Raw genomic sequence first — 24729 nt, forward strand, 5'->3', positions numbered from 1 at the left:
AGCACTCCCTTGGTAAGGGAGAGGTCGCAAGTTCAATCCTCGCCGGCAGCACCATTTTCCATTCTCGTGTCCCGTTCTGAAAGGCCGGAAGCCCTGGGGTCTCCGGGCTGCGGCTGGCTTTTGCGTGCGTCGCGAGGCGTGGGCGATCCCGAACCTGTCGGATTCGGCAGGTCGCGGGCCGTGGCCGCTTAAAGCATTTTTACCGGCCGGATCCCTAGACTGGCGCCATTGTCCGAAGTCCGTTCGCGCTGCCGGACTGGCAGGAGAGAACGCGCTTTTCTGGAAGTGTAATGTCGCAGACGTATCTGGCGATTGGTTTCAGCCGAAAATATGTTGCCGTCATCCTCGCGGCGATCTCCATGGCGTATGCGCTGGCGATCCTATTCATCGTCGATATCGCGCGCATTCAAGATGTCAAATCTCGGTCGCAGACCCAGAATCTCGTGCGCATGCTTATCGAGCAAAAAACCAAGTGGCTCGAGCGGACGCTTGTCGACTACGCGGACTGGGGTGCTGCCTACCAACATCTGCATCACACAGTGAACCCGGTATGGGCCTACGATCAGGACAACTTCGGAAAGAGCCTGGCCAACGGTTTGAGCATCGAGTACGCCGCCGTTTTCGACCCGGACGGCAAGGAGGTCTACAGCGTCGTCGACGGCGAGCTGACGAAGGGCTCCGTCGTCTCAAAGATCGGCGGCGTGAAAGAGCTGGTCACTCGCGCCCGTGCGACGCAGGCGCGAGAGGTTGCGACGGGCCTGCTGATTGCCGAGGGAGGGCTGGTGCTGGCGGTGGCAAGCATCCTGTCCGCCGGTAGCGATTCCTCGGTCAAGCTCGATAGCCGAAATCCTTCGGTCGTGGTGTTCGGCGACCGGTTGACGGATTCGGACATCGGGCAACTCCGCGATTCACTTGGGCTCAACTCGCTGCGCCTTGTGCCTGCGGGTCCGGGGGTTCGGGAAGCGGATGTTTTCCTGCGGACAGATGACGGCCGGGTCGCTTTCGTTCTGGACGTGGAGACGATCAGGCCCGGTGAAGAGATGCTCAGGGCCATTCTGCCGTCGTTCGGATTGGTCGGGGTGATGTTTGCCGGCTTGCTGCTCTGGCTTGCGCGTCAAGGCGTTCGTGTCGCCGGTACGGTTCAGGATGCGGCCACGGCATTGCAAGCGGCACACCGGGCGATGGAGCGAAAAGCTCACTATGACGTGGTGACCGGGCTCGCCAACCGGGCGAAATTCACACTCCGCCTGCAGGAAGCGTTGCAGACGCGGGACAAGCCTGTCAGCGTGCTCTTTATCGATCTGGACCGGTTCAAGCCGGTCAACGATACGCACGGTCATGATGCGGGTGACTTCGTCTTGAGGCTGGTCGGAGAGCGCCTGAAAGCAATCGTGAAACCTGATGATCTTTGTGCCCGCCTGGGTGGCGATGAGTTCGTCGTCATGAGCTTCGACAGTGACGAGGCCGCCATTCGCCGGCTCTGCAAAGGCATCATCGCTGCGATTTCCGCCGACATCTCCTATGGGGAGCACACCATCAATATCGGCGCATCGATCGGCATCGCCCAGTCGCGCCCCGGAAGCGATGCGCTTGAGGATGTTCTGCGGCGCGCGGATCTCGCCCTCTACGAGGCAAAGACCGCCGGACGATCCAGCTATCGGTGGTGGACGGAGGCGTCCGTCACGTCGGTGCGGATCTCGGCCTAGGCCCCCCGGCCCTTCCCGCAAAAAGAAAACCGGGGCGTGGAGAGCCGCCCCGGCTTGGTGGCCCGAGAGAGCTCGGGCGATAGAACCTAATTCCTTGAAAACCCTGCCGAAGCCGGATCTTACTTCGCAGCGACCTGGGGGCGTGCCTTGGACTTCGGCACTTCGCCGGCGGCGACGAGAGCGTTGATGCAGCGCGAGGAGAGGTTGCGGCCGACGGCGCGCATGCACTTGCGGACGCCGGCGCTGTCGGGATCGTGCTGGCTGCAGTGGGCGTAGTAGTCGGAGGCGCAGGCCATCTTGACGGCGAGGCTGGTGGCGCCGGCCTGGGTCGAGGCGGCGAGGGTGCCGATGGCGACAGCGGCGGCGAGTGCGGCGCGGGCTGCGAGAAGGGTGCTGATCGGGGTCATTGGTGCTCTCCATCACCGGGGTTGATGAGGAGACTTTGCCCCGGACCGCGCCATCCCGCTGTTCCGGGAGGAACCGGTGGCGGTTTTTTCGATTTTTCGTCTGTTTTTGCGGGGCGGGCGGTCGGGATGGCCTAGTCTCGTTCGTCCTTGGAGCAGAGATGGGAAAGGAATCGGGTCCCCGTGAAATACGCAATCCTTTGTTATCATGCGGAAAATGTCGTTTGTTCCTGGAGCAAGGAGCATGACGAGGCGGTCATGGCCAAGCTCTCGGTGGTTCAGGAGCGACGCGCGAAAATGGGCCAGCTCGGGCCCGTCGCCCGGTTGATGCCGACCACGGCGGCCACGACCGTGCGCAAGGACAGCGAGCCTCCCCTGGTCATGGATGGGCCGTTTGCCGAGACCAAGGAACAGCTTCTCGGCTTCTTTGTCGTCGATTGCGCGAACCTCGACGAGGCGCTGGACTTCACCCGGGAGCTCGCCGAAGCCAATCCCGGCGGCGCCTACGAGGTGCGGCCGATCGGCTATTTCATCGACTGGAGCGCGCCCCGGTGACGGATCTGGCCTGGCTCGATGCCGCGGTGACGGGTGCCAGGCCCCAGGCCATGGCGGCTCTGCTGCGCTACTTTCGCGACCTCGACCGGGCGGAGGAGGCGTTTCAGGAGGCATCCCTCAAGGCGCTCAAGTCGTGGCCGCAGAACGGTCCCCCGCGTGATCCCGCCGCGTGGCTCATCATGGTCGGGCGCAACGTGGCACTGGATGCGATCCGGCGCGAGAAAAAGTCGGAAGTGCTGCCGGAGGACGACGCCGCGGTCTCGGATCTCGACGACACGGAAGGCGCGCTCGTCGAGCGGCTGGACGATGCCCACTATCGCGACGACATCCTGCGTCTCTTGTTCACGTGCTGTCATCCCGATCTGCCGAGCACGCAGCAGATCGCACTGGCGCTGAGGGTCGTGTCTGGGCTTACCGTCGGGGAGATCGCCAAGGCGTTCCTGGTCACGGAAGCGGCCATGGAGCAGCGCATCACGCGCGCCAAGCGGCGCATCGGGGACGCAGGGATTGCGTTCGAGACGCCCGGACCGGTGGAGCGCAGCGAGCGGCTCGGCACCGTTGCGGCGATGATCTACTTGCTGTTCAACGAGGGCTATTCGGCGAGCGGCGGCGAGGTGCAGGTGCGCAAGCCGCTGTGCGAGGAGGCGATCCGCCTGGCACGCCTCATGTTGCGGCTGTTTCCGGCCGAGCCCGAAATTCTGGGCTTCACGGCGCTGCTGCTGCTGCAACATGCGCGCGCGGATGCCCGCGTGGATGCGGAGGGCGCCATCGTGCTGCTCGAAGACCAGGACCGAGCCCGCTGGAACCGCGGTCTGATTGCCGAAGGCGAGGCGCTGATCGACAAGGCGATGCGGCACCGCCGGTCCGGTCCCTATCAGGTCCAGGCGGCCATCGCGGCCCTGCATTGCACAGCTTCGAGCTACGACGCCACCGACTGGCCGCAAATCGATGCGCTGTACAGTACGCTCGAGCAGTTGCAGCCATCGCCGGTTGTGACGCTCAACCGTGCGGTGGCAGTGAGCAAGGTCCAGGGTGCGGAGGCAGCATTGGCGATGATTGCGCCGTTGGCAGCGAAGCTCGGCGGTTATTTCCATTTCTTCGGGCTCAAGGGGGCGCTGCTCTCCGAGCTCGGGCGCGTCAGCGAGGCGCGTGAAGCCTACGACCGGGCCATTGCGCTTGCCCATACCACACAGGAGGCGGCCCACATTCGCCTTCACCTCGACCGCTTAGCGCAGAACAGCTCACCGGCGAAGCGCCCGAAGAGGAACGGCTCATAGGAATTTTTTGTTTCCGGTGTCGGCGTGCCGGTCGCTCCGTCGTCCTTGGTTGGAACGCTACGAAAACCGGCAAAAACACACGGGATCGCGGAGGAGAGACATCATGATCGAGACTGCTCTCTATGTTACTCTGGGATTGGCGGTGGTCGCCGCCGTCGTTCTTGCGCTGGCCTGGCGCCGGCCGGACACGATGAAGATCGTGCGCTCGGCGGACATCGCTGCGCCACCCGAGGCCATCTTCCCATTGATCGAGGATCTCAGGCTTTTCTCGACCTGGTCGCCGTTCGAGAAGGATCCGGCCATGGCAAAGATCTACAGCGGACCGGACCGCGGCCCGGGCCAGCGTATGGCGTGGAACGGCAATGCAGAGGTAGGCGAGGGGACGGTGACGGTCCTCGGCTCGTCTCCACCGTCGCAGGTCGACATGCAGCTCAGCATGATCCGGCCCATGCAGGCCGACAATCACGTGACGTTCACGCTGTTGCCGCACGCCGGCACCACGACGGTGACGTGGTCGATCGAGGGCGGCGTGCCGCTGGCCGGAAAGGTGATGCAGCTTTTCGTCGACATGGACCGCATGTGCGGGGCCCAGTTCGAAGAGGGGCTCGCCAACCTGAAGGCGCGTGTCGAACGCTTGTCCGTCGCAGCTCGGGCCTAGGAGTGGGACCTCATGGTGAAAGTTCTGGTTCTTGTTGGCACCAAGAAGGGCGTGTTCATTGCCGAGAGCGACGGAGCGCGCCGCAATTGGGCGCTCAAGGGTCCGTTCTGCAACACTTGGCCGATCCAACATGCGATCGCCGACGCGGCGACGGGCACGATCTATGCCGCGGGCGGCAATCCCTGGTTCGGCGCCGCCATCTGGAAATCCACCGATCTCGGCGAGACTTGGACGCATTCAAGCGAGGGGCTTGCCTATGCGGAAGGCGAGGAGCCGATCAAGGCGGCGTGGAGCCTCGCGCAAGGGAGCGACGGGCTTTATGCGGGCGTGGAACCGGCAGGGCTCTTCAAAAGCACCGACGGCGGCGTGACGTGGAGCCATGTGGCAGGGCTGAGGGATCATCCGACGCGGCCGCACTGGCATCCGGGTGGTGCGGGGCTCATCCTGCATACGATCGTGCCGCATCCCGACACCAAGAAGATCTGGGTCGGGATCTCTTCGGCGGGCGTGTTCCATACGGCCGACGGCGGAGCGACGTGGGAGCCGCGCAACCGGGGCACGCGGGCCGACTACAATCCGGAGGATCAGCGCTATCCGGAATTCGGCCAGTGCGTGCACAGCCTGGTGCTGGCACCGGGCGGGCTAGACCGGCTCTATCAGCAGAACCATTGCGGCATGTACCGGAGCGATGACGGCGGCAAGCAGTGGTCGAGCATCGAGGCGGGGTTGCCGTCCGCCTTCGGCTTCCCGTCGGCGGTGCATCCGCGCGATGCGGATACGCTCTACCTGATGCCGCTCAACGGCGACATTCAAGGCCGTTTCATGCCGGACGCGCGGGCTGCGGTCTGGCGTACGCGCGACGGCGGCGCGTCGTGGTCGGCACTGCGCGAAGGGTTGCCGCAGAAGGACGCCTATTTCGGCGTGCTGCGGCAGGCGCTGGCGACGGACCGGCTGGAGCCAGCCGGCGTCTATTTCGGCACCGGCGGCGGCGGACTTTTCGCAAGCGCGGACGAGGGCGAGAGCTGGGCGTGCCTCGCCCAGCATCTTCCGTCCATCTCGTCGGTGGAAACTCTCGTCATCGAGGACTAGCCTCGTCGCATGACACGCATGGATGAAGCGCGTATCGAAAACGAAGGCGAGACGACCGTCTCGGTGCTGCTACCGCGCGCGCTTCTCGATCTCTTTCCCGAAGCGGTGCGCGAAGTGGAGGTTCCGGCACGTACCGTGGCCGACGTGATCGGCGCGCTGGAAGCGCGCTGGCCCGGCATGCGGGATCGCCTTTGCGATTCAACGCCGCGCGTGCGCCGGCACATCAACATCTTCGTCGACGGGGAGCGGGCTTCGCTGGATACGCGCTTGCGGAACGGTGTCAGGGTCTATGTGCTGACGGCGATCTCGGGCGGCTGAGCTTATCCGGAGCGTCAGGGCGACCAGCCGAGCACGGCATGCATCACGAAGAAGCCGACCACGTAGGCAAGGGGGATGGCCCAGCCCGCCGTCACCCAGGCCTTCACGGACTTGGTCTCGGGATAGAGGTTCGAGAGGGCGACGCCGGCCGAGGACCCGAACCAGATCATCGATCCGCCGAACCCGACCGCGTAAGCCAGATAGCCCCAATCGTATCCGCCCTGCTTGATGGCGAGCGCGGTGAGCGGAATGTTGTCGAAGACGGCGGACACGAAGCCCAGCACGAGCGCCGTCGACGGCGATGCGGGGGGAAGGGACTCGATCGGCATCATCGAGGCGGCGCTGACGAGGGCCAGAAGAAAAACGGATCCTTTGGCCGCTTCGGGCAGGATCGGCCAGTCCGGCGCATGGAGAGGCAGCGCGACGAGAATTGCCGCCCATACGGCGAGACCCACGAGCGGAACGTGATCGAGGATGTCGGGCCGATAGAGGTTGGCCAGGACGTTGGCCGTGATGGCGCCGACGAGGATCAGTGCGACGATGGCGATGCGGGTCGGAATGATGGCGGTGCCCGGCGCAGCGTCTTTCATGATCGGCTGCAGGCGGTGCTGGCTGCGCGCGGCGGGGATAGCGAACACGGCGAAGGCGACCGCAGCGGCCACATAGGCGTGAAGCACGTGGAGGGGGCTGACGCCCGAGATCCAGATCATGGTGGTGGTGGTGTCGCCGACCACGCTGCCGGAGCCGCCGGCGTTCGAGGCTGCGACAATGGCGGCGAGATAGCCGATGTGGACTTTGCCGCGGAATACCGAGCGCGCGACGGTGCCACCGATGACGGCCGCGGCGATGTTGTCGAGGAAGGCCGACATGACGAAGATCATGGCGAGGAGGGCGAGGCCGCCGGTCCAGTCGTCCGGCAGCAGGTTCGGCATGACGGCGGGGACCTGCGACTCCTCGAAGTGACGAGAGAGAATGGCGAACCCGGTCAGGAGCAAGAGCAGATTGGCGAGCAGCACCCATTCGTGGGCGAAATGGCCGGCGAGTCCAGCGAGGCCGTCGCCGAGTTTGAAACCTGTCAACGCCGTCTTGTAGACCGTGATGGCCGCAAGGCCCGCGAGCGCGGCTCCGAGCGTGTGCCTGTGAAAGACGGCGACCGCGGCGAGGGTGGCCGCGAACAACCAAAGCTCGGCGGGAATGGAGAGCAGGCTCATGGGAATGGGTGGCGGCTGGAGCAGAGAAGGAGGGCGCGCGCAATTCTAGCGGTTTCGCGCTTCTGCGCCATCGCGATTGGGCCGTGCAGAAAACTCGAGGCCCCAGGCCGAGGCAGGTCCTGGAGCCTCGAGGTACGCTCCGCCGGCCGGGGTGCTCGGCCAACCGGCGGAAACTCGCGCGACCTGTCGTCCGCCTCGGCCCTCCTTAGGATCCGAAGCGGACGCGGTCTTAGGACACTACTCGCCTGGGCTCGCCGTGAAATTGCCGATGATCGCCTTGTGGTGCTTGGCCTCCATGGCGAGCTGCCACACCAAGAAGACGACGAAGAGAGCGGCAATGCCGATCGAGAACGGGATTTCCATTCCGTGGAACGGATAGACCGCAGTGACCTCGGGCAGCTTCGAAAGTGACGTAATGCCGGTGTTCATGGGAGAACTCCTTTGAAGTTTGAGTGCGAGCCGCGGCGCGTGGTCCCCGGCTCGCACGGCGCCAGTGTCAGGTCGTCTTCGCTTCCTTGCGCTGAAGCTTCTCGAAGGCAGCTTCCGCACCGGAGAGACCGGGGTAGGTTGAGCTAGCGTGCTCGCCGTCGAGGCCCGTCAGTTCCACCTTGGGATCGACGCGGAGCAAACCGAACATCTTCAGGATGCCGCTCAGCACATAGCCCGGGATGAAGCCGAAGCCGATGGCGAAGATGAGCGAGCAGATGGTGTTGCCCATCGGGGTGACGATCGGCAGGCCTTCGGCGTTGGTGCCAAACCAGCCGGCGCCTTCCGAGAGTGCGACCAGCGTGCCGGCGCTCGGATAGATGGCCGGGTAGCCCCACAGGGCGAAGCCAGCGGCGATACCGCCGAAGACGCCGCAGTAGCCGTGGACAGCAACGGCGCCAACGGCGTCGTCGATCTTGAACTTCTTCTCCACCCAGTTGTGCAGGTAGTAGGCCATCACCGTGCCGACCACGGCGAGCGCCAAGGCCACAGCAGGGTGATAGAGGTCGTTGCCCGAGCTCGAGCTGATGAGACCCGTGAGGCCGCCCGAGAAGGTCCAGAAGGCGTTGCCGCCCGAGATCAGGTAGGCCGTCATCATGCCGCCGAAGAGGGCAAGCAGGAAGTTCATCGTGACGCCCGACAGCGTGATCGGGAAGCCGTAGATGTTGGTGGCCGTCCAGTACTCGGGCTGACCCTCGGCTGCGATGTTGGCCAGCGGAATGTGGCAGGCCGCGTAGAAGCCGAAGAAGCCGACATAGATCATGAAGAGACCGACGGTGACCATCCACGGGTTGTGGGCCGGAATCTCGCGCGGCTCGCCGTCGGTGCCGAACTTGCCGATGCGCGGGCCGAGGTTGATCAGGATGCCGAGTGCAGCGAAGCCCGAGACGCTGTGCAGCACGGCCGAGCAGTACTGGTCATGGAAACCGAGGTACTGAACCATCCAGCCGTTGCCGGCCCAGCCCCAGGCTGCGGGAAGCACCCAGGCGATGGCGCCGACGTAGACGGCGATCAGCAGGAAGCCCGTCGTCTTGGCACGCTCGATGATCGAGCCCGAAACGATCGATGCCGCCGTCATGCCGAAGAGGGCGAAGGCTCCCCAGAACACGCCGGAGATGCGATCGGAGAGGTTAGGCGCCAGCTTTTCGGACCACGGCTCGAAGCCCGTCGCGAAGCTGACCTCAGTGGTTGCCACCGGCCAGCCCTGAAGCGCGATGTAAATCCACATGCCAAACAAAAAGAACGCGAGACCGACCACTGGGATCGCCATCGCGTTCTTGAGGAGGGTGTGCTGCACGTTCTTGGTCCGCGCCACACCGACCTCGTACATGCAGAAGCCGATGTGAATGAAGAACATCAGCACAATGCATAAGAAGAAGTAGAACTCCGTGAATACCGTCAACATGCCTGTCGCTTGATCGGCCATGTAAACACTCCCCTGCTAGTCGCTGCGCAAGCTCAAGCCCCGCAAGCCCCATGCCACCCCCTCGGAGGAGGCTGCTCGCGCCTTAGGCTGTTTTCCCTAGAGGCAACTCTTGTGCCAGCGGTGAAACTTACGGTTCCGTAAGGGGCGTTAACGCTCGCAAAGGGCCATGGCGCCTGGGTTTCGAGCGGTTGGGGCGGGGGACGACGCTGAGCCTATAGCGAGGCCCTTGACCGTGCCTTCCGTGCTCAATCGCTGTGCGCAGGGCCCGCGGAGCGGGCAAACGCGCGGGCTGTGGTCGGCGCGTCGCCGGCCGCAAAGGACCCGGCCGGCGACGCGCTTTTGTCGGGCGGCTAGCCCGGCAGTTGGAAGATCCAGTTCGAGAGAAGGACGACGGCAAGCCCGCCCACGAGCGCGAGATAGGGCAGGATGCCTGCCTTCTTGGTGCCGAGGTCGGCGCTGGTGAGGTTGAGATCGTCGAGCATGTGGGCGGGAAACACCCCCTTGTCCTGGACGTAGTGGCGGAACCAGAAGACCGGCACGATCAGCGCCGCGGCGATGAAGCCGGCCCACAGCGCCATCGGGTTCCAGACCTTCGCGCCGGCGCCCATGAAGGCGGCGTTGACGAAGGCGAAGATGGTGCCGAGCGCGATGAGGATCGTCGGCGCACGATAGGGCCGCTCGACATGGCCGCTGTCGATGCGGTGGATCCAGCCGGCGTTGAGGTTGAGGAAGTTGAAGATGATGTAGCCGACGTTGGACACGGCGAGGATGAAGAAGAAGCTCGTCGCGTCGGCGGCGGCGATGGCGAGGACGCAGAGGTTGACGAGCAGGTCCGTCCACATGGCGCGGGTCGGTGCGCCATGCTCGTTGACGTGGCTCAGGTAGCGCGGCAGCCAACCATCGATCGAGCCCTGATAGAGCGTGCGTGAGGAGCCCGCCATCGCCGTCATGATCGACAGCAGGAGGGCGAGGATCATCAGCATCACCATGATGTTGGTGACGAAGCCCGTGCCGCCGACCATTTTGCCCATGGCCTCGGCGACGCCGGAGCCGTCGACGATCGGCGTGGCGAGCATGCCGTCGAGGCCGAGCACGCCCTGGAATGTGAACGGAACCAGCGTGTAGAGCAGCAGGCAGAGCAGGCCCGAATAGAAGATGGCCTTGAAGGTGTCGGTCTTCGGATCCTTGAACTCGCGTGTGTAGCAGATCGCGGTCTCGAAGCCGTAGGTGGACCAGGCGGCGATGAACATGCCGCCGAGGATCAGCGTCCAGCCGGGAATGTCCCAGGCGCCGGGTGCGGGGGCATAGGCCGCGGCCAGGGGAACGACCGGCGTATAGTTCGACCAATCGATCTGGCCGGTCAGGATGGGCACGATGCCGACGATCAACATCGGAATGATGACCAGGAGGCCGATGTACTTCTGCACGTTTGCGGTGCCGAGAATGCCGCGATGCTGAATGGCGAAGACCAGCAGCATCAGCGCGGCGCCGATGAAGAACGTCGCGTTGAGGGAGAAGCTGACCGGCCCCAGCGAGTGTGAGTAGAGCGTCCATCCGCGGATGGCGGGTGTGAGGGCGGCGACGCCATCCTGACTCAGGAGTGCGGCGATGGCGTCGGCTGCCGTCTTGCCGGCATTGGCTGCGAGCCATTCGACGACGCGCGGGGAATCGGCGGTCACGGTGGCGGCGTTGGCGTGCACCCAGGCCAGCACGTCGGGTGCGTCCGCCGGCGGGATGGGGGCGACCGCGTTCAGGATGTAGGCCGCGGCGATGGAGCAGCCGAGGGAGAGAACGGGCGTCCACGCCACCCAGTTGCACCATACGGAGAGCGGGGCAATGACCTTCGAGTAGCGGACCCAGGCGGCGGCGCCGTAGACCGACGCGCCGCCCGATTTGTTGGGAAAGAGGCCTGCGATCTCGGCGTAGGTGAAGGACTGGATGAGGCCCATCACCATGGAGACCGCCCACACGAGGAAGGCGACCTTGCCCGTGGTGCCGGCTATGCCGCCGATCGAGAACAGCACGAGAGCGGGCACGCCGCTTGCGACCCAGAACGCGCCGCGCCAATCGATGGCTCGCTGAAGCCCACTGCCTGTGGCGGCTTCCGAGCCGGTAAATGTCGTCGTTGCCATTGGATCCTCTGTGAGTTGCCCGGCTAATCCTGATGTGTTTGTACTGAGGTATTTTCTTTATAGGCAACTATTGTGCCATATATGAAACTTGGCTTAGCTTGGAGGTGGCAGGGCGTGGAAACGGCGCTGCTGGCAGGATTTTCGCGATCGAGGCTGTCGGGAGCGCGACTGGCGGCCGGTTGTGGGCGTGATCGCGGGGCGTGCTCAAGGGTTGAGCGCGAGGCCTAGCGCCTAGGCAAATCTGACGCCCCGAGTTGTTGGCGGACCGATAGCGAGGAAGAGGGAAGCGGCTCAATGAACGTTCTGGTTCTCCAGCATCTGGCGGTCGAGCATCCGGGCGTCTTTCGGGACTTTCTGCGGGAGGATGGCTTCAACTGGCACACGGTGGAGCTCGATCAGGGCGAAGCCATTCCCGATCTCGAGCCGTTCGACGTGATGATCGTCATGGGTGGGCCGCAAGACACTTGGCAGGAGGACGCTTTCCCTTGGCTCAAACCGGAGAAGGCGGCGATCCGACGTTTCGTTGCCGACATGGGGCGCCCCTATCTGGGGCTCTGCCTCGGCCACCAGCTGTTGGCGGATGCGCTGGGCGGTAAGGTCGGCCCCGGCTCGCGGCCGGAAGTGGGTGCGCTCACGATCACGCGGACGGAGGCCGGCCGAAAGGACCCTTTGTTGGCAGGTGTTCCCGACACGCTCGAGGTGCTGCAATGGCACGGGGCGGAAGTGAAGGCACTGCCGGAGGGTGCGGTGCACCTCGCGCGCTCGGATGTCTGCGAGATCCAAGCATTCCGCTACGGGCAGCGGGCGTACGGACTGCAATGCCATGTCGAAGCGACCCGCGATACGGTCGGCGACTGGGCGGCGATTCCGGAGTATGCACGGGCCCTTGAGGCGACACTTGGCGCGGGCAGCGTCGAGCGTCTGGCTGCGGATGTCGCCGCGCGGCTGCCGACATACACGTCCGTTGCGCGTATCCTCTACACAAACTTCAAAACGTTGCTCTGAAACGCGGGCCACGCCGATGGACAAGCTTGAAGCGATGAACGTGCTGACGAAGGTGGTCGCGAGCGGAAGCTTTGCGGAGGCTGCCCGCCGTCTCGGCGTGACGCGCAGCGCCATCAGCAAGGCGATCACCCAGCTCGAGCAGGAGCTCGGCGCACGGCTGCTCGACCGTACGACGCGGCGCGTTACGCCGACGGAGGCCGGGCTCGCCTATTACGAACGCTGCCTCGCCATCCTGGCGCAGATCTCCGAAACGGAAGCGCAGATATCACGCCTGCACGACGAGCCGAAAGGCGTGCTCAAGGTCAATGCGCCGATGTCGTTCGGGACGCTGTATCTCGGGTCGGCGATCGCGGACTTCATGGATCGCTATCGCGATCTCAAGGTGGAGCTCACGCTCACGGACCGCATGATCGACCCGCTCGAAGAGGGCGTCGACGTCACCGTGCGCATCGGGGCGATGGTGGATTCGAGCCTCATTGCGCGGCGGATTTCCGCGGCGCGCATCGTGCTGGTCGCCAGCCCGGACTATATTGCGCGTCACGGGCTGCCCAAGACGCCGGCCGACCTCGTGGGGCACAAGTGCCTCCATTATGGTCATTCGACCACCGTGCCACGCTGGCCGTTGACCGAGAACGGGGCGCCGATCTCGGTGCCTGTCGCGGCGTGCCTCAGCTCCAACAATGGCGATACGCTGCGGGACGCGGCGCTCAAGGGGATCGGGATCGCGCGGCTGCCGACGTTCCTCATGGGGGCGGACATCGCTGCAGGAAGGCTGGTCGTGGTTCTGGCCGACTATCCTCCGCAGGACGTCATGATCCATGCCCTCTATGCGCCGAACAGATTCCTGGCCGCCAAGTCGCGCGTGTTCATCGACTTCCTTGTCGAGCGGTTCAGCCGACCGGCCTGGGAGCGGTTCGACGCCGTCAAAGTCGCGTCCTGATCCCGGGCCTCACGGTGTCGGAAGCGCATGCGGGGCGGGCATGCCCGGTAGCCCCGGCATACCCGGCAGGCCGCCGGGACCTGCACCGTCCGACGTCTCGGCCGAGGCGATGTCCTCCAGAAGATCAGCCTGCTTCTTCAACATGGTGTCGGCTTTCGACGGCAGGACCGAGAACTCCCAGCCGGACGTGCGGGCCTTGATCTCGTCGGCGGTTTTCTTGGCGTCGCCTTCTCCGGACGGCTCGATGGCAATCCAGACGGCGTCCTTGTCACGACGCACCTTGAGCGCGATCTTGAGACCGTTGTCGGTCTCGAAGCTCACCGTTCCGGCTTCGCCGCCGGGGGTGCCGGTGGCTTTGCGAACCCCTTCGAAATCGACGAACGACGCCGCCTCGAGGATGTTGTCGATCATGTTCACGTATTTGATCTTCTTGCCGGCGGGGATGTTCTCGAGCTGGTGGCTGCCGTCGGCGTTGCGCGTGAGCTTGTAAGGGGCCTCGCCGGCCACGGCCACGGTCAGCTCTTTCACCTTTTCGGTGGGCGTTTCCAAGACGCGGACGTTGGCCCAATCCTTGAGAGCGGTTCCGCCGGCGATGTCCGTGCTCGCGAGCCAGCTCTGCTCCTCGCCCGGGCGGCGAACGTAGGTTCCGGCTGTGCTCTTGCCCGGGCTGGTGCCGCTCGCGGTGCCCGGCCGCTGTTTGCCGGCAATGACCTCGGCCAGGGCGGCGCCGCTCGCGTCCTCGATCTTGATGAGGCGGGCGTTGGAGTTCTTGCCGGCCGGATCATCGACCTCGAGGACGGCGTAGCGGTCTGGAGATGCGGTCTTGGGCTCCAAAAGCTCTGCCTTGGCGAGAGCCGTCAGGAGCGTGCGCACTTTCTCGGTGCTCGCGGGGTAGCCATCCTGGCTCTTGACGAGCCAGCGGTCGGCGTCGCGCTCGATGGTGAGCGGCTTGCCGCTTTGCGTCACGGTGATGCGCGCAATCTTTTCGGCGTTGGATTCTAGATTGGGCAGCAGCTTTCCGGATCCTGCCATCTCTCCGGTCGTGGGCGCACGTGCCGAGTGCACGGCAATGGCCGCGACCAGGGAGAGGGCCGCCGTCGTGGCGAGGGCTGCGAACTGTTTCGGGGTCATCGCTCTCTTCTCCAGCTCGTCACGATTTCGGCGTGTGGCGCGAACGCCAAAGCGACCAGCCGATGCCGCCAGCCGCGATCAGCAGGGGCACCAGCGCGATGTTGGCGAACTTCAGCCACCCGTCGAGACTGTCGATGCTCTGGCTCAACGCCAGCTTCACCTGCCGCAGCTCGCGACGGGTCGCGAGCATCTCGTTCGTGAACTCCTCGATGGCCTGGCGTTCCTTTTCGGAGGCCATGATCTTGCCGCTAACCGCGCCGGCGCTCTGCAGCTTCTCTAGCTCCTGCTCGACCGATTTCAGCTTGGTTGTCAGCGCCTCCTCCTTCTCGCGGAACTTGCGCTCGGCGTCGCGCCGCAGATCCTCGACCAGGGTAAAGGTCCGCTCCTTGATGCCGCGCCCGCGGAGCGCGATCATTGCGTCGCTGCCGGTGAGGTTTTCGAGTGCGCCGACAATGAAGGCTCCGTTGCCTGCCGAGGGCGTGACGAATTCCTGGCCGAGCATCTCGCGGCTCTCGACCCAGAAGCGGTCGGCCATGAGGTCGGTGTCGGCGATGACGATCGCGTTCACGCGGCCGGTCGCGACGTGCCCGGGGCCGGGTTTGGCTTCCTCGGGCTTTTTCGCATCCTTGGCGGCGTCCGGTTTCGCGGCGCCGTCTTTCGGGTCGTCTTTCTTTGGCTCGGCTTTCGGCGCGCCGCCCGGGAACGCGGTCTTGGCCTCCCCGGCAATGCGAGCCGCAAGTGTCAGCGGTTTGCCGCCCGGTACGTAATTGCGCAGCAGAGCCGCGGGATCGGCGCTCATGCCGACTTTTTCGGTCGGTATGATCATGGCGTCGGACGATGTGACGAGGATCGGCGTTACCGTCGTCGAGGCGCCGCTCTCCGGGGTCAGGATGCCGGCCGAAGCGAGGTTCAAATTCTCGATGCCGCTCGACAGCACGTCGCGCTGGTCGATGCTGGATTTGTCGAGGCCGAGCCAGGCCACGTATTCGGTGACCATGCCGTCGCCGCCACGGCCGAACTGGACGCGGCGCGCGTGGCGGATGTCGGCGGCCGTCTCCTTGGAGTTGAAACCCACGCCCCAAGACTTGAGCAACTTGGCGAGCTCGGCGCGCCCTTCGCCCTGCTTCTGCATCAGCTCGAACTGGGCCGCCTCCGCCATCGGATCGATGAGCACGAGAAGCTTGCCACCCTTCAACGCGTACTGGTCGATGGCGTAGGCGGCCTGCGGGGTCAGCTGCGTCGGCTGGGCGACCAGCAGCACGTCGATGCGGGCCGGGATCTCGGTGACGTTCTGCTCGAGCGTCTCGACGTCGAAGAACTCGCGGATCTGCCCCATGATCATCCATGGCGGCGTCTGCTGCTGCGTCATCGGGTTCTGGCCGCCGTCGAGGGGCAGCGACGAGACGAGGCCGACGATGCGCTTCTTGGGGTTCGACAGCGTGTGGATCAGCTTCGTGATGTCATACTCGACGAAGTTTTCGCGGCTGGGGTTGAAGAAGGCGATGACCTCGCTGTTGTCGGTGGAGTTCGAGGCGGTGAGGCCGAAGTAGGCCATCTCGCCCTCGGCGTTGATGCGCTGTCCGTTCAGGCCGGCGGCGACCGCGCGGTCTTCGGCGTCGGAGAAGGGCTCGGGATCCAGGACCTCGAGCTCGAGCTTGCCGCCCGAGATGCGGTTGAACTCCTCGAGCAGGTTGCGGACGCGGTCGTAGTAGCTCTTGTAGGTCGACGAGAGGTCGCCGAGCTTTTTCGAGAAATAGAGCCGCGCCTTGATCGGCTCGTCCATGGCGCGCAGCACCGTCACGGAGCCGGGCGAGATGGAATAGAGCTTGTCCTGGGTGAGGTCGGCCTTCCAGCCGCTGAAGGTCTCGGAAGCGATGAGGTTCACCGACAGCAGCGTCACGGCGGCGAGGGCGAGGCCGCCCCAGGCGAGGCGGGCCGGGCTCAAGCGCGTCGCGTAGGCGACGAGACCGGAAAAGCCGGACGAGACAGCGGAGCGCACGGAAGCGATGAAGTCTGACATGGCGCGATCCTCAGGCGGATTTCTTCTGGCCGACCGCGACTGCATTTGCGAACAGCGCGAAGGCGATGATGGAAAGGAAGAAGACGAGCGTGTCGAGCGAGAGGACACCGCGCGTGATCTCCTCGTAGTGGGTGAGGAAGCTCATGGACGCGACGGCGTCGGCGACGATCCTCGGAGTCCAGCTGCGCAGCACATTCTGGACGATCTCCATGCCGCTGGTGACGAGCAGGAAGCAGACGGTCGCTGTTAAGATGAAGGCGATGACCTGGTTCTTGGTGAGGGCCGAGATGAAGGCGCCGATGGCAAGAAAGGCGCCGGCGACCAGGAAGCTGCCGAGATAGCTGGTGACGATGATGCCGTTGTCGGGGTTGCCCAGGACGTTGACGGTGATCCAGATCGGGAACGTGAGGATCAGGGCGAGGCCGATGAAGGCCCATGCAGCCGCGAACTTGCCGAGGATGGCTTCCGTCGGCGAGATGGGAAGCGTCATCAGGAGCTCGATGGTGCCGCTCTTGCGTTCCTCCGCCCAGAGCCGCATGGCGACGGCGGGGACGAGCAGCAGGTAGAGCCAGGGGTGGTAGGCGAAGAAGGAGTCGAGGTTGGCCTGACCGCGCTGGAAGAAGCCGCCGATGAAGAAAGCGAAGGCGCCGGTCAAGGCAACGAAGATGGTGAGGAACACGGCAGCCAAGGGAGTGGCGAAGTAGCCGGCGAACTCACGTTTGGCGATGATGTAGGCGTTCTTGATGGTCTCGCGCATGGTGTGGGTGCCCAATCTCAAGCCTGAGCCGACATGGTGATCTCGCGGAAGACATCGTCCAGCTTGCCGCGCTCGACATAGACCTCCTCGACGGAGAGGCTTTCGCGGCGGATGAGGTCGCCAACGGCGGCGGCGGGCGATGCGGCGGTCTTCGGCAGGGCGCGTAGGCGGATGTGCCCGTTGGCCTTTTCGACGGTCTCGACGCCGGCGATCTCGGCAACGGTCGAGAGCAACTTCGAGATGCGGGCCGCGTCGGCTTCCGGAACCCGGATCGAGATGGCGCCATGGTTCCTGGCCCGGCGCAGGAGATCCTCCGCCGTTCCGTCGGCGACGATACGGCCCTTGTTGATGATCACCGCGCGCGTGCAGACAGCTTCGACCTCTTCGAGGATGTGGGTCGAGACGATGATGGCTTTGTGGGGCGCCATCTCCCGGATCAGCTCACGGACGTGATGCTTCTGGTTCGGATCGAGGCCGTCGGTCGGCTCGTCCATGATGAGCACGGGGGGATCGTGGAGGATGGCCTGGGCGACGCCGACGCGGCGCTTGAAACCCTTGGACAGCGTCTCGATGCGCTGGTTGACGACCGATCCGAGGCCGGCGCGGGAGATGGCGGCGGTGACGCGGGCCTTGGCATCGCTGGCGTCGAAGCCACGGATCTCGGCGACGAAGGAGAGGAACGCGGTCGGGGTCATGTCGCCATAGGCCGGAGCGCCTTCGGGCAGATAACCGAGCTTCGATTTGGCGGCCTTCGGCGCGGTGAGCACGTCGGCGCCGAAGATCGACGCCGAGCCGGAATCGGGTTCGAGGAAGCCTGTAATCATCTTCATGGTGGTGGACTTGCCCGCGCCGTTGGGGCCGAGGAAGCCGAGCACCTCACCCTTGTTCACGGTGAGCGATATGCCATCGACGGCCGTGATGGGGCCGAATGTCTTGCGCAGGCCCGTCGCCTTAATGAGCGGTGCCATCGTCACATGCCTCCCTCGTACCGGTCGTCGATGTCGCGACCGTTTCTTTTGCGGGTCTCAGTGTCCCGATCTGCCGCGCGGGCCTTCTCGTACACATGCGCAACGATGGGCTGCGGTACGGCCTGCGACGGCGAGCGCGAAAATAGTTGGGTGGCTGGACGATTCAAGTGGGAAGACGCTGATATGGCTCACCTTAAGAAAAGTTCATGCTCGTAAGGTTCGTGCCGTCGGGATGCCATATCGGCCGGGTGTAGGGGGTTAGCAGAGGAATTCGCGGCCTCAGAATAAAAAGTGGGGCTAGACCTTGGTATCGGGTTGTTCGCCGTTCATAAATTTGTCATGGGTGGCCGAGTGTTGACGCGCGGGCGTCATTCTCTTTTTTCCTGTCGGGGATTGCTATGGTCGCTCCAACATCACCCGGATCTTCCGCCGGGGCTTCTTTGCCAAGACCCCTCGACGCGGTGCCGGCCAGCGCGTGGGTGCCTGGCGGGTCGGATACGTGGTGGACGTGGCTGCTGCCGATCGCGATCCTGGCTCCGGTGCTCGTGATCCATTTCGTGGCGCCGGAGTTCTACCGCGCGTACGTGCTCCCCGAGGGGTACGGCTTCCTCGAGCTGACGCAATTTTTTCTCGCCGGCGCGGCGGCGGTGCTCTGCTTCCAGGCGCTCGGCTACAAGGTGGTGAGGGGCAGCACGCTGCTTTGGCTTGCGGTGCTGTTCTTTGCGCTGGCCGCTTTCTACATCGCGGGCGAGGAGCACAGCTGGGGGCAGCATTTCTTCAACTGGAATACGCCCGCCTACTGGTCTGAGATCAACCGGCAGCAGGAGACGAACCTGCACAACACGAGCCCGTGGTTCAACCAGCGGCCGAAGCTTCTGTTCGACATCGCGATGTTCGTCGGTGGATTGCTCATTCCGCTGATCCAGCTCTGGACGGGTGGATTCAAGAAGCCGTTGCTGGCGCTGCTCACGCCCCCGCTCGCCATTGCCGCCCCTGCGGTGATCGCGCTCGTCTTCAAGGTGGTCGACGACCTCGGCAAGGATTACCTCGCCGCGCCGATCTTCATTCGTCCCAGCGAGGTGGTGGAGACGTTCCAGTACCTTTACATGCTCATGTACGTCATCGTTCTGAGGCGCCGGCTGGCGGCGCTCGATACGGCCGGCGTGACGCAGGTCACGCTTTAAAGCGGAATCATCGGAGCTTAAGGTGGAGCCGGAGCGCAAGGCGGCGTTCCGGCTTTTTCCTGTGCGTGTGGAGGCCTCCGATGTCGTTCGATTTCTCGTCGCTGCTTTGGATGGCCGTGATCGCCATGGCGCTGCAGCCCCTGCTGATGGGGCGGTGGTTCGCACTCAAGCGCGAGCAGGCCATCCGCGCGATCGAGAAAACGCATGAGACGCGCGTCATCACGATGATCCACCGCCAGGAGCGGCGCAGCCTCTTCGGTCTGTCCGTCTCGCGGCATATCGATCTCGAAGACGCGCAGACGATCATTGCGGCCATCAAGGAGACGCCGTCCTCGGTGCCGATCGATCTCATCCTGCATACGCCCGGCGGGCTCGTGCTGGCGGCGATGCAGATTGCCCGCGCGGTCGAGGCGCATCCGGCGAAGGTGACGGTCTACGTTCCGGTTTACGCCATGTCGGGCGGCACGCTGATCGCGCTTGCGGCGGACGAGATCGTGCTCGGCGAGTTCTCGGTGCTGGGGCCTATCGATCCGCAGATCCTCGGCTTTCCGGCGGCGAGCATCGTCAAGGCGCGCGACATGAAGCCGGTCGCCGAGGTGATGGATCTGACGCTGGTGCTCGCCGACGTGAGCGAGAAGGCGCTGGCACAGGTGAAGCGCGGCGCGGTCGAGATCCTGACGCCACGGCTCGACCAGGCGGCGGCCGAGATCGTTGCCGATAAGCTGGCTGGCGGACACTGGACGCACGATTACGCGCTGACGGCCGCCGAGGCCAAGTCGCTCGGGCTGCCGGTGAAGGTCGGCATGCCGACCGAGGTGCTGGACATGATGAAGCTTTATCCGCAACCCGTGCAGCAGTCGGGTGTCGAGTTCCTGCCGGTGGAGCTGCCGCGGCGGCCGCGCGTTTGACGGTGCGCCCGGGGTTGGACGAGGTCAGCGTACGGCCGAGCGCTTTTTCCCGCCGGTTGTTTGTCTGGCAACGGTGCGGCTCGTGGCGCGACGATCACGCAGAGCCACCCACTTGCGGCAGCTTGCGCGCGCCGTGCTGCAGCGTGGCGGCGGACTGGCGCGTACCAGTCGCGCCCCCGGATCCTGGGCGGTGGGTCGTGCGCGCGCCTCCTCCCGGCGATCCGGAACGAGGTTTCGATCCTCTGCGCAGAGCTCGATATCCAGTGAGTTCCTGGAGAAGGGGGAGTTGTCGCGCACGTGGTAGCGCCGTCCACAAACAGAGATGTTCGGCGGCAGCCGCGTGCGCTCGAAAGAGTCGTAGCCCAGCTTGAGATCGGACCAGAAACTCTGCCATGGCCCGGTGCCGTTGGCGGCGAGGTTGGCGTCCGTCATGCGGAACGGGAAGATCTGCATCGGCACATAGTCCGCACCTGCGCGCAATGAGGCTGCGACGAGGTCGTAAAGCTCGGCGTTGACGGGGTCCGTCACGGCGAAGCAGCCGATGGAATCGCAGCCGCCGTGAACGAGGATGTTCGATCCGCTGCGGCCGTTGGCGCGGTCGAAGACATTCGGATAGCCGATGTTGAGAGAGCGCCGCCAGCGGTCGCCATGATGCAGCTCGCGCTCACTCAGCGCGTAGAAACCCTCGGGAGTCTGCTTGTCGCCCTCGCGCAGCTTGGGCCCCAGGTTTCCGGACCAGTAGCAGACCGGGTAGGTGGCGAAGAGCACATAGGTGTTGCGCCTTTGAACCCAAACTTCGAGCTCGGATTCGGCTTTGAAGGCGCGGATCAACATCGGTGCCCCGAGGGGCAGGCCTGCCGTGCCGAGACGGGTGAGGAGCCGCTCGGTGTCGGGAGTTCCGGGAAGCGGCAACTGGAGGCTTCCGCTACGCGCGGCGCGCCAGCGCTCCTGGCGGTCGATCTCGGGAGGAGCCGACGGCGCGGGCTCCGCATATGCCGGACAGGTAGCGGCGAAGGCGATCAGGCCGAGGCCTGCCACGAAGGCGGTTCGAGATCGTCCCCCCGATTTCGCCAAGAGGTTTCCTCCGTCCGCGCCCTCTCACCACAAGCTGAAGAATGGCGGATTGTAGCGCTGCCGCCTGCCGCGCCGGTCATAGTACCGATCATTATAGTAGTAGTCGTCGTAGTAATAGTCGTCGTAACGCGGCTGGCGCGGGCGCTTCTTGATGCCGCCCTGCGGCTCGCCGCTGATCAGCACCACGAAATCTGTCGCCTTGCCGGTCTCCTTGCTCGCCTCCTCGTCGGACACGATCAGCGAAGAGCCGGGCCAGACGTATTGCGAGATGCGCGCCGCGACTTCGGGCGGAAGCGTGACACGGTCCAGGGCCGCCTTGGCCTGGGCGACATCCGTCGGGGGCGGCGGAGCCGTGCTCGCGGCGCGGCGCTTCCGGCGTCCGTATTCGTCGTAGTCGTCGTAGCGATAGTCATCCAATTCGTGCGCGCGCGGGCGCAACGAGACCACGTTCCAAATGACGTCGTTGCCGCCGTCCTTGTAGTCCATGGCAGTAAAGATGTGGGTGCCGATCGGCGTTTCGGGATTGGCGATGGAGACGGGCATCTCGAGCACCTGCTCGTGGCCCTGGCGCACGTAGACGTGCTGCGTTTTCAAGCTGACGAAGACGGACACCGGGAGTGTCTTACGGCGGGCTTCATCGGCCGCGGTTGCGGCTGTGGCGCGTTTGGCGTTGGCGGCGTCGAAGGTATCGGACGCGGTTTTGAGGTCGGCTGCTGCGGCCTCATCCTGCGCCGTCGCGGCAGCGAGCTTCTCGTCGGCCTTGGCGATGGCGGTGACGGTCTTCGCGACCTCCTGCTCCGCCGATTTTCTGGCCTTCTCGTTTTTTGCATTGGAGAGGCGGCGTGCAGCGCTCGCGGCCCAGCTGTCGGCCTTCTGTTTGGCGCTCTGTGCCTGCTTCAGAGCTTTGGCGGTTTTGGCACGCGCGGATGTCTTTGTCTTCAGCGTCTTTTTCAATTCCTCGGCGGGCGCGACCAGCGGTTGCGCTGCAGCCGCCTTGGCGTCGGCCGCGGTTTTCAGCTGATCGAGCAAAGCGGCCCGTTCCGGCCAGTTCGAGAGATCCGGGCGAAAGGGCTTGCCGGCGGGATCCTGGGTCTCGTCGCCCTCGTAAGCGATCGGGATCGCCGCCGCCTTGGTGCCGGTCTCGGTCGGCTTCCACAGCAGGGGATGGGAAATCTCGGACGGGGCCACGTCGTCACGGGCGACGATGATCCGCGTTCCGATTTTGGAGAGCGGAAAAAGCTGCTCGGCAAAATTGTAGGGCAGGCGCACGCATCCATGGGATGCCGGGTAGCCGGGGAGCGCACCGGCATGCAGCGCGATACCGGACCACGTCAGGCGCTGCATGAAAGGCATCTGCGCATCGTCGTAGAGGTTCGAGTAGTGGTCCTTGTTCTTCTGCAGGATGCTGTAGACGCCGACGGGCGTTTCGTAGTCGGTCTGGCCGCTCGAAACGCGCGCGCGGATGGCTCCGCCATGCGCATCGTAGACGGCGATGCGCTGGTCCTTCAAGGACACCACGGCGAGCATGGCGGGGCCTGAAAGCGATTGCACCGGCTCAGGCGGCTTCGCCTCGGACTTTTTCGCGGCCCGTGCAGGCGCGGCGTCGCCGAGCGCCACGGCGACCGATGCTGCGAGGAAGATGGCAAGTGTGCGTGCGGATAAGGATCCGGGAACCATGCGATGACCCGTTTGAGCTTCAGCCTCCCCAAGCGATCCGAGTCGCATCTTAACGCAAAACCGGAGGTCTGTGTTCCTCGTCGAAATGAGGATTAAGACTTTGCTTGGGCTCGGCTATCTGGACGCGAGCATGACGGGAAAAGTGCTGAGAAGATGGCGAAGCCGGTGGCGGCAAATCAGGAACCCCTTGTCCGGCCGTGCGTTTCTTTCAGCAAAGTAGAAAAGGAGGACACACCCATGACCTTCGATCCTGCTCCGAACGATCCGCTGGATGCAGAGCAGCGTAAGCGTAGAAGCTGGGGCGCAGTTGGCCTATTCATTGTCGGGCTCGTCGTGGCGCTGGCGGTCATCGTCACGCTGGTTGGTCCGACGAGCACGCAACAGGCGAGCAACGAGCCGCCGTCCGCGACACAATTCGACCCGCCTCAACCTGCCCAGTAGCGCTGGTCGTGTGCGGGCAACGCCAGCGAGGAGATGTCGACATGCGTAACTCCATTCAGCGCGATTTCATGGTGTTCCTGGCCGAGGGCCAGGAGGGCATCGGTGCGGTGCGCGACGTGCAGGCCGACGCCATCAGCGTCTATGTCGAGAACTTCGGCGAGTTTCTGGTGCCGCTCGCCGCGGTCAAGGCGGTGCATGACCAGAAGGTCATTCTCAATCGTGACCACGTGCCGGAGAAGCTCCTGCGGGCGGTGGTGCACGCGCACGACAGCGAGGATCCGCGGCTGGTTGGCTAGTGTCGCGCCGGGTGGCTTCGATGTCCGGAAAACCAATGGGGCACCTGCGAGATACTCGGCAGGTGCCCCTAACGGTTCGCGTCGCACGTCCGACGCACCGGCGCATCAACGTGCCGGCGGGACTATGGTTCCTGAGCGCCAGGAGGAATTTCTGGTAGCGGGAGGCGGACTTGAACCGCCGACCTACGGATTATGAGACCGTCGCTCTAACCACCTGAGCTATCCCGCCGAAGAACGCTGTCTATATGAATCAGCGCGTCCGGCGTCAAGCGCCGCTCGCGTTCAGCCCGTCTCCGGCCGCTATGCGCCTGGAGTGGGGGCTTATTCGGCCGCGATGGGCCGTTGGTCTTCCTCGACCTTCTTCTTGAAGCGCATCATCGTAAAAATGCCCCACGGGCGCAGGGCTTTGCGCTCGGTCAGCGTCAGGTCTTCGCAGACCATGACACGCGACTGGTCGAACACGGAGCGCCAGCCGATGATCTCGGCGAACGGCGCCATGCGCCGCTCGACCCAGCCGCGCACGCCCTCGGTCTGGCTGAAGTGGTTGACGATCAGCACCTCGCCGCCGGGCTTGGTGACGCGAGCCAGCTCGCGCATGACCTTCTCCGGCTCGGGCACGACGGTCATGACGAACATGGCGGTCACGATGTCGAAGGAGTTGTCCGGGAACTGCAGGTCGCCGGCGTCCATCTCGTGCAGGCCGGTGACGTGGTCGAGCTTCTCGGCGGCCACACGCTCGCGCGCTTTGTCGAGCATGTCCGGCGAGAGGTCGATGCCGATGACCTCGAGATGGCGTGCGTAGTCGCCGAGGGCGAGGCCGGTGCCCACACCCACCTCCAGAACGCGGCCGCTATCGATGCTCTGGTTGATGACCTGGGCGGCGTGCTTTCTGCCTTCCGTCGAGACGCGGCCGAAGGTGTGATCGTAGATGGGGGCCCAGCGGCGGTACGCGACCTTGACCACATCCTCCTCGATGCGGCCGATGCCGACGATGCGGCCGTTCGCGCGCTCGAGATCCTCGACACGCAAGCGAGGCTTCAACTGGGTTTTCGAGTTTTGCACGCGT

General features: G+C 64.6%; 24 protein-coding genes and 1 tRNA gene. 12 read left to right on the plus strand and 13 right to left on the minus strand.

The window, feature by feature from the left end; translation table 11 throughout:
* Window positions 1-290 precede the first annotated feature (290 nt).
* A complete protein-coding gene (locus QZV93_RS11475; RefSeq protein ID WP_295558580.1) occupies window positions 291-1706 on the plus strand; it encodes a diguanylate cyclase in 1416 nt (471 codons plus the stop codon).
* A 119-nt stretch (window positions 1707-1825) separates the two neighbouring features.
* On the opposite strand, the gene QZV93_RS11480 is transcribed toward QZV93_RS11475, so the two are convergent.
* Window positions 1826-2113 (minus strand): hypothetical protein, encoded by a 288-nt coding sequence (locus QZV93_RS11480; RefSeq protein ID WP_295558244.1) that lies wholly within the window; start codon window positions 2111-2113, stop codon window positions 1826-1828.
* Between the two features lie 180 nt (window positions 2114-2293).
* Here QZV93_RS11480 and QZV93_RS11485 point away from each other — a divergent pair, with 180 nt between their 5' ends.
* The 5 genes from QZV93_RS11485 (at window position 2294) to QZV93_RS11505 (ending at window position 6007) form a co-directional block, all read left to right on the plus strand.
* Window positions 2294-2665 carry a YciI family protein gene (locus tag QZV93_RS11485; RefSeq protein ID WP_295558581.1) on the plus strand — a complete coding sequence of 124 codons (372 nt, stop codon included), beginning with the start codon at window positions 2294-2296 and terminating at the stop codon, window positions 2663-2665.
* Window positions 2662-3942 carry an RNA polymerase sigma factor gene (locus QZV93_RS11490; RefSeq protein WP_295558582.1) on the plus strand — a complete coding sequence of 427 codons (1281 nt, stop codon included), beginning with the start codon at window positions 2662-2664 and terminating at the stop codon, window positions 3940-3942. Before QZV93_RS11485 ends, QZV93_RS11490 begins: the two co-directional genes overlap by 4 nt.
* Window positions 3943-4045: 103 nt before the next feature.
* Window positions 4046-4600 (plus strand): SRPBCC family protein, encoded by a 555-nt coding sequence (locus QZV93_RS11495; RefSeq protein WP_295558583.1) that lies wholly within the window; start codon window positions 4046-4048, stop codon window positions 4598-4600.
* Window positions 4601-4612: 12 nt separating this feature from the next.
* Window positions 4613-5689: a sialidase family protein gene (locus QZV93_RS11500; protein ID WP_295558585.1), complete on the plus strand. Its 1077-nt coding sequence runs from the start codon at window positions 4613-4615 to the stop codon at window positions 5687-5689.
* Window positions 5690-5698: 9 nt separating this feature from the next.
* Window positions 5699-6007, plus strand: coding sequence for a MoaD/ThiS family protein (locus tag QZV93_RS11505; protein ID WP_295558587.1), 309 nt, complete (start codon window positions 5699-5701; stop codon window positions 6005-6007).
* A gap of 14 nt (window positions 6008-6021) precedes the next feature.
* Here the strand turns inward: QZV93_RS11505 and QZV93_RS11510 are convergent, their stop codons facing one another.
* The 4 genes from QZV93_RS11510 to QZV93_RS11525 all read right to left on the minus strand — a co-directional run bounded on the left by QZV93_RS11510 (window position 6022) and on the right by QZV93_RS11525 (window position 11262).
* A complete protein-coding gene (locus QZV93_RS11510) occupies window positions 6022-7218 on the minus strand; it encodes a citrate transporter (RefSeq protein WP_295558589.1) in 1197 nt (398 codons plus the stop codon).
* A gap of 237 nt (window positions 7219-7455) precedes the next feature.
* Window positions 7456-7647: a hypothetical protein gene (locus QZV93_RS11515; protein ID WP_295558591.1), complete on the minus strand. Its 192-nt coding sequence runs from the start codon at window positions 7645-7647 to the stop codon at window positions 7456-7458.
* A gap of 67 nt (window positions 7648-7714) precedes the next feature.
* Window positions 7715-9130: an ammonium transporter gene (locus QZV93_RS11520; RefSeq protein ID WP_295558592.1), complete on the minus strand. Its 1416-nt coding sequence runs from the start codon at window positions 9128-9130 to the stop codon at window positions 7715-7717.
* Window positions 9131-9480: 350 nt separating this feature from the next.
* On the minus strand, window positions 9481-11262 hold the full coding sequence (locus QZV93_RS11525) for an APC family permease (protein ID WP_295558594.1): 1782 nt from the start codon (window positions 11260-11262) through the stop codon (window positions 9481-9483).
* Window positions 11263-11556: 294 nt separating this feature from the next.
* On the opposite strand from QZV93_RS11525, the gene QZV93_RS11530 reads away from it, so the two are divergent.
* Together QZV93_RS11530 and QZV93_RS11535 are read left to right on the plus strand one after the other, a co-directional pair.
* Window positions 11557-12267 (plus strand): type 1 glutamine amidotransferase, encoded by a 711-nt coding sequence (locus QZV93_RS11530; protein ID WP_295558596.1) that lies wholly within the window; start codon window positions 11557-11559, stop codon window positions 12265-12267.
* Between the two features lie 16 nt (window positions 12268-12283).
* The gene (locus tag QZV93_RS11535) at window positions 12284-13207 is read left to right on the plus strand and encodes a LysR family transcriptional regulator (protein ID WP_295558598.1); all 924 of its coding nucleotides are present in this window, start codon (window positions 12284-12286) and stop codon (window positions 13205-13207) included.
* Between the two features lie 9 nt (window positions 13208-13216).
* On the opposite strand, the gene QZV93_RS11540 is transcribed toward QZV93_RS11535, so the two are convergent.
* From QZV93_RS11540 to QZV93_RS11555, 4 genes are read right to left on the minus strand one after another with little or no spacing between them, the layout of a single operon-like run.
* Window positions 13217-14338 carry a DUF4340 domain-containing protein gene (locus QZV93_RS11540; protein WP_295558599.1) on the minus strand — a complete coding sequence of 374 codons (1122 nt, stop codon included), beginning with the start codon at window positions 14336-14338 and terminating at the stop codon, window positions 13217-13219.
* Between the two features lie 19 nt (window positions 14339-14357).
* Window positions 14358-16358, minus strand: coding sequence for a Gldg family protein (locus tag QZV93_RS11545; RefSeq protein ID WP_295558601.1), 2001 nt, complete (start codon window positions 16356-16358; stop codon window positions 14358-14360).
* A 10-nt stretch (window positions 16359-16368) separates the two neighbouring features.
* Window positions 16369-17115 (minus strand): ABC transporter permease, encoded by a 747-nt coding sequence (locus QZV93_RS11550; RefSeq protein ID WP_295558604.1) that lies wholly within the window; start codon window positions 17113-17115, stop codon window positions 16369-16371.
* 17 nt (window positions 17116-17132) lie between these two features.
* Window positions 17133-18083: an ABC transporter ATP-binding protein gene (locus QZV93_RS11555; protein WP_295558605.1), complete on the minus strand. Its 951-nt coding sequence runs from the start codon at window positions 18081-18083 to the stop codon at window positions 17133-17135.
* Between the two features lie 440 nt (window positions 18084-18523).
* On the opposite strand from QZV93_RS11555, the gene QZV93_RS11560 reads away from it, so the two are divergent.
* Window positions 18524-19267 carry a hypothetical protein gene (locus QZV93_RS11560; RefSeq protein WP_295558607.1) on the plus strand — a complete coding sequence of 248 codons (744 nt, stop codon included), beginning with the start codon at window positions 18524-18526 and terminating at the stop codon, window positions 19265-19267.
* Window positions 19268-19347: 80 nt separating this feature from the next.
* A complete protein-coding gene (locus tag QZV93_RS11565) occupies window positions 19348-20175 on the plus strand; it encodes an ATP-dependent Clp protease proteolytic subunit (protein ID WP_295558609.1) in 828 nt (275 codons plus the stop codon).
* 24 nt (window positions 20176-20199) lie between these two features.
* On the opposite strand, the gene QZV93_RS11570 is transcribed toward QZV93_RS11565, so the two are convergent.
* The gene (locus tag QZV93_RS11570) at window positions 20200-21213 is read right to left on the minus strand and encodes a murein L,D-transpeptidase family protein (RefSeq protein ID WP_295558610.1); all 1014 of its coding nucleotides are present in this window, start codon (window positions 21211-21213) and stop codon (window positions 20200-20202) included.
* A gap of 60 nt (window positions 21214-21273) precedes the next feature.
* Complete coding sequence (locus QZV93_RS11575; RefSeq protein WP_295558611.1) at window positions 21274-22926, minus strand: L,D-transpeptidase family protein; 1653 nt, start codon at window positions 22924-22926, stop codon at window positions 21274-21276.
* A 237-nt stretch (window positions 22927-23163) separates the two neighbouring features.
* On the opposite strand from QZV93_RS11575, the gene QZV93_RS11580 reads away from it, so the two are divergent.
* Together QZV93_RS11580 and QZV93_RS11585 are read left to right on the plus strand one after the other, a co-directional pair.
* Window positions 23164-23367, plus strand: coding sequence for a hypothetical protein (locus QZV93_RS11580; RefSeq protein ID WP_295558613.1), 204 nt, complete (start codon window positions 23164-23166; stop codon window positions 23365-23367).
* Window positions 23368-23408: 41 nt separating this feature from the next.
* Window positions 23409-23663 carry a hypothetical protein gene (locus QZV93_RS11585; protein WP_295558615.1) on the plus strand — a complete coding sequence of 85 codons (255 nt, stop codon included), beginning with the start codon at window positions 23409-23411 and terminating at the stop codon, window positions 23661-23663.
* A 152-nt stretch (window positions 23664-23815) separates the two neighbouring features.
* On the opposite strand, the gene QZV93_RS11590 is transcribed toward QZV93_RS11585, so the two are convergent.
* A tRNA-Met gene (locus tag QZV93_RS11590) sits at window positions 23816-23892 on the minus strand.
* Window positions 23893-23984: 92 nt separating this feature from the next.
* On the minus strand, window positions 23985-24725 hold the full coding sequence (locus QZV93_RS11595; protein WP_295558617.1) for a class I SAM-dependent methyltransferase: 741 nt from the start codon (window positions 24723-24725) through the stop codon (window positions 23985-23987).
* Window positions 24726-24729: the final 4 nt, after the last annotated feature.

Source organism: uncultured Hyphomicrobium sp., from assembly GCF_902826555.1.
GTDB lineage: Bacteria > Pseudomonadota > Alphaproteobacteria > Rhizobiales > Hyphomicrobiaceae > Hyphomicrobium_C.

Coding starts and splice junctions, on each gene's coding strand:
- QZV93_RS11475 (WP_295558580.1), top strand. CDS start 291: ATGTCGCAGACGTATCTGGCGATTGGTTTCAGCCGAAAATATGTTGCC.
- QZV93_RS11480 (WP_295558244.1), bottom strand. CDS start 2,113: ATGACCCCGATCAGCACCCTTCTCGCAGCCCGCGCCGCACTCGCCGCC.
- QZV93_RS11495 (WP_295558583.1), top strand. CDS start 4,046: ATGATCGAGACTGCTCTCTATGTTACTCTGGGATTGGCGGTGGTCGCC.
- QZV93_RS11500 (WP_295558585.1), top strand. CDS start 4,613: ATGGTGAAAGTTCTGGTTCTTGTTGGCACCAAGAAGGGCGTGTTCATT.
- QZV93_RS11505 (WP_295558587.1), top strand. CDS start 5,699: ATGACACGCATGGATGAAGCGCGTATCGAAAACGAAGGCGAGACGACC.
- QZV93_RS11510 (WP_295558589.1), bottom strand. CDS start 7,218: ATGAGCCTGCTCTCCATTCCCGCCGAGCTTTGGTTGTTCGCGGCCACC.
- QZV93_RS11515 (WP_295558591.1), bottom strand. CDS start 7,647: ATGAACACCGGCATTACGTCACTTTCGAAGCTGCCCGAGGTCACTGCG.
- QZV93_RS11520 (WP_295558592.1), bottom strand. CDS start 9,130: ATGGCCGATCAAGCGACAGGCATGTTGACGGTATTCACGGAGTTCTAC.
- QZV93_RS11525 (WP_295558594.1), bottom strand. CDS start 11,262: ATGGCAACGACGACATTTACCGGCTCGGAAGCCGCCACAGGCAGTGGG.
- QZV93_RS11530 (WP_295558596.1), top strand. CDS start 11,557: ATGAACGTTCTGGTTCTCCAGCATCTGGCGGTCGAGCATCCGGGCGTC.
- QZV93_RS11535 (WP_295558598.1), top strand. CDS start 12,284: ATGGACAAGCTTGAAGCGATGAACGTGCTGACGAAGGTGGTCGCGAGC.
- QZV93_RS11540 (WP_295558599.1), bottom strand. CDS start 14,338: ATGACCCCGAAACAGTTCGCAGCCCTCGCCACGACGGCGGCCCTCTCC.
- QZV93_RS11545 (WP_295558601.1), bottom strand. CDS start 16,358: ATGTCAGACTTCATCGCTTCCGTGCGCTCCGCTGTCTCGTCCGGCTTT.
- QZV93_RS11550 (WP_295558604.1), bottom strand. CDS start 17,115: ATGCGCGAGACCATCAAGAACGCCTACATCATCGCCAAACGTGAGTTC.
- QZV93_RS11555 (WP_295558605.1), bottom strand. CDS start 18,083: ATGGCACCGCTCATTAAGGCGACGGGCCTGCGCAAGACATTCGGCCCC.
- QZV93_RS11565 (WP_295558609.1), top strand. CDS start 19,348: ATGTCGTTCGATTTCTCGTCGCTGCTTTGGATGGCCGTGATCGCCATG.
- QZV93_RS11575 (WP_295558611.1), bottom strand. CDS start 22,926: ATGGTTCCCGGATCCTTATCCGCACGCACACTTGCCATCTTCCTCGCA.
- QZV93_RS11580 (WP_295558613.1), top strand. CDS start 23,164: ATGACCTTCGATCCTGCTCCGAACGATCCGCTGGATGCAGAGCAGCGT.
- QZV93_RS11585 (WP_295558615.1), top strand. CDS start 23,409: ATGCGTAACTCCATTCAGCGCGATTTCATGGTGTTCCTGGCCGAGGGC.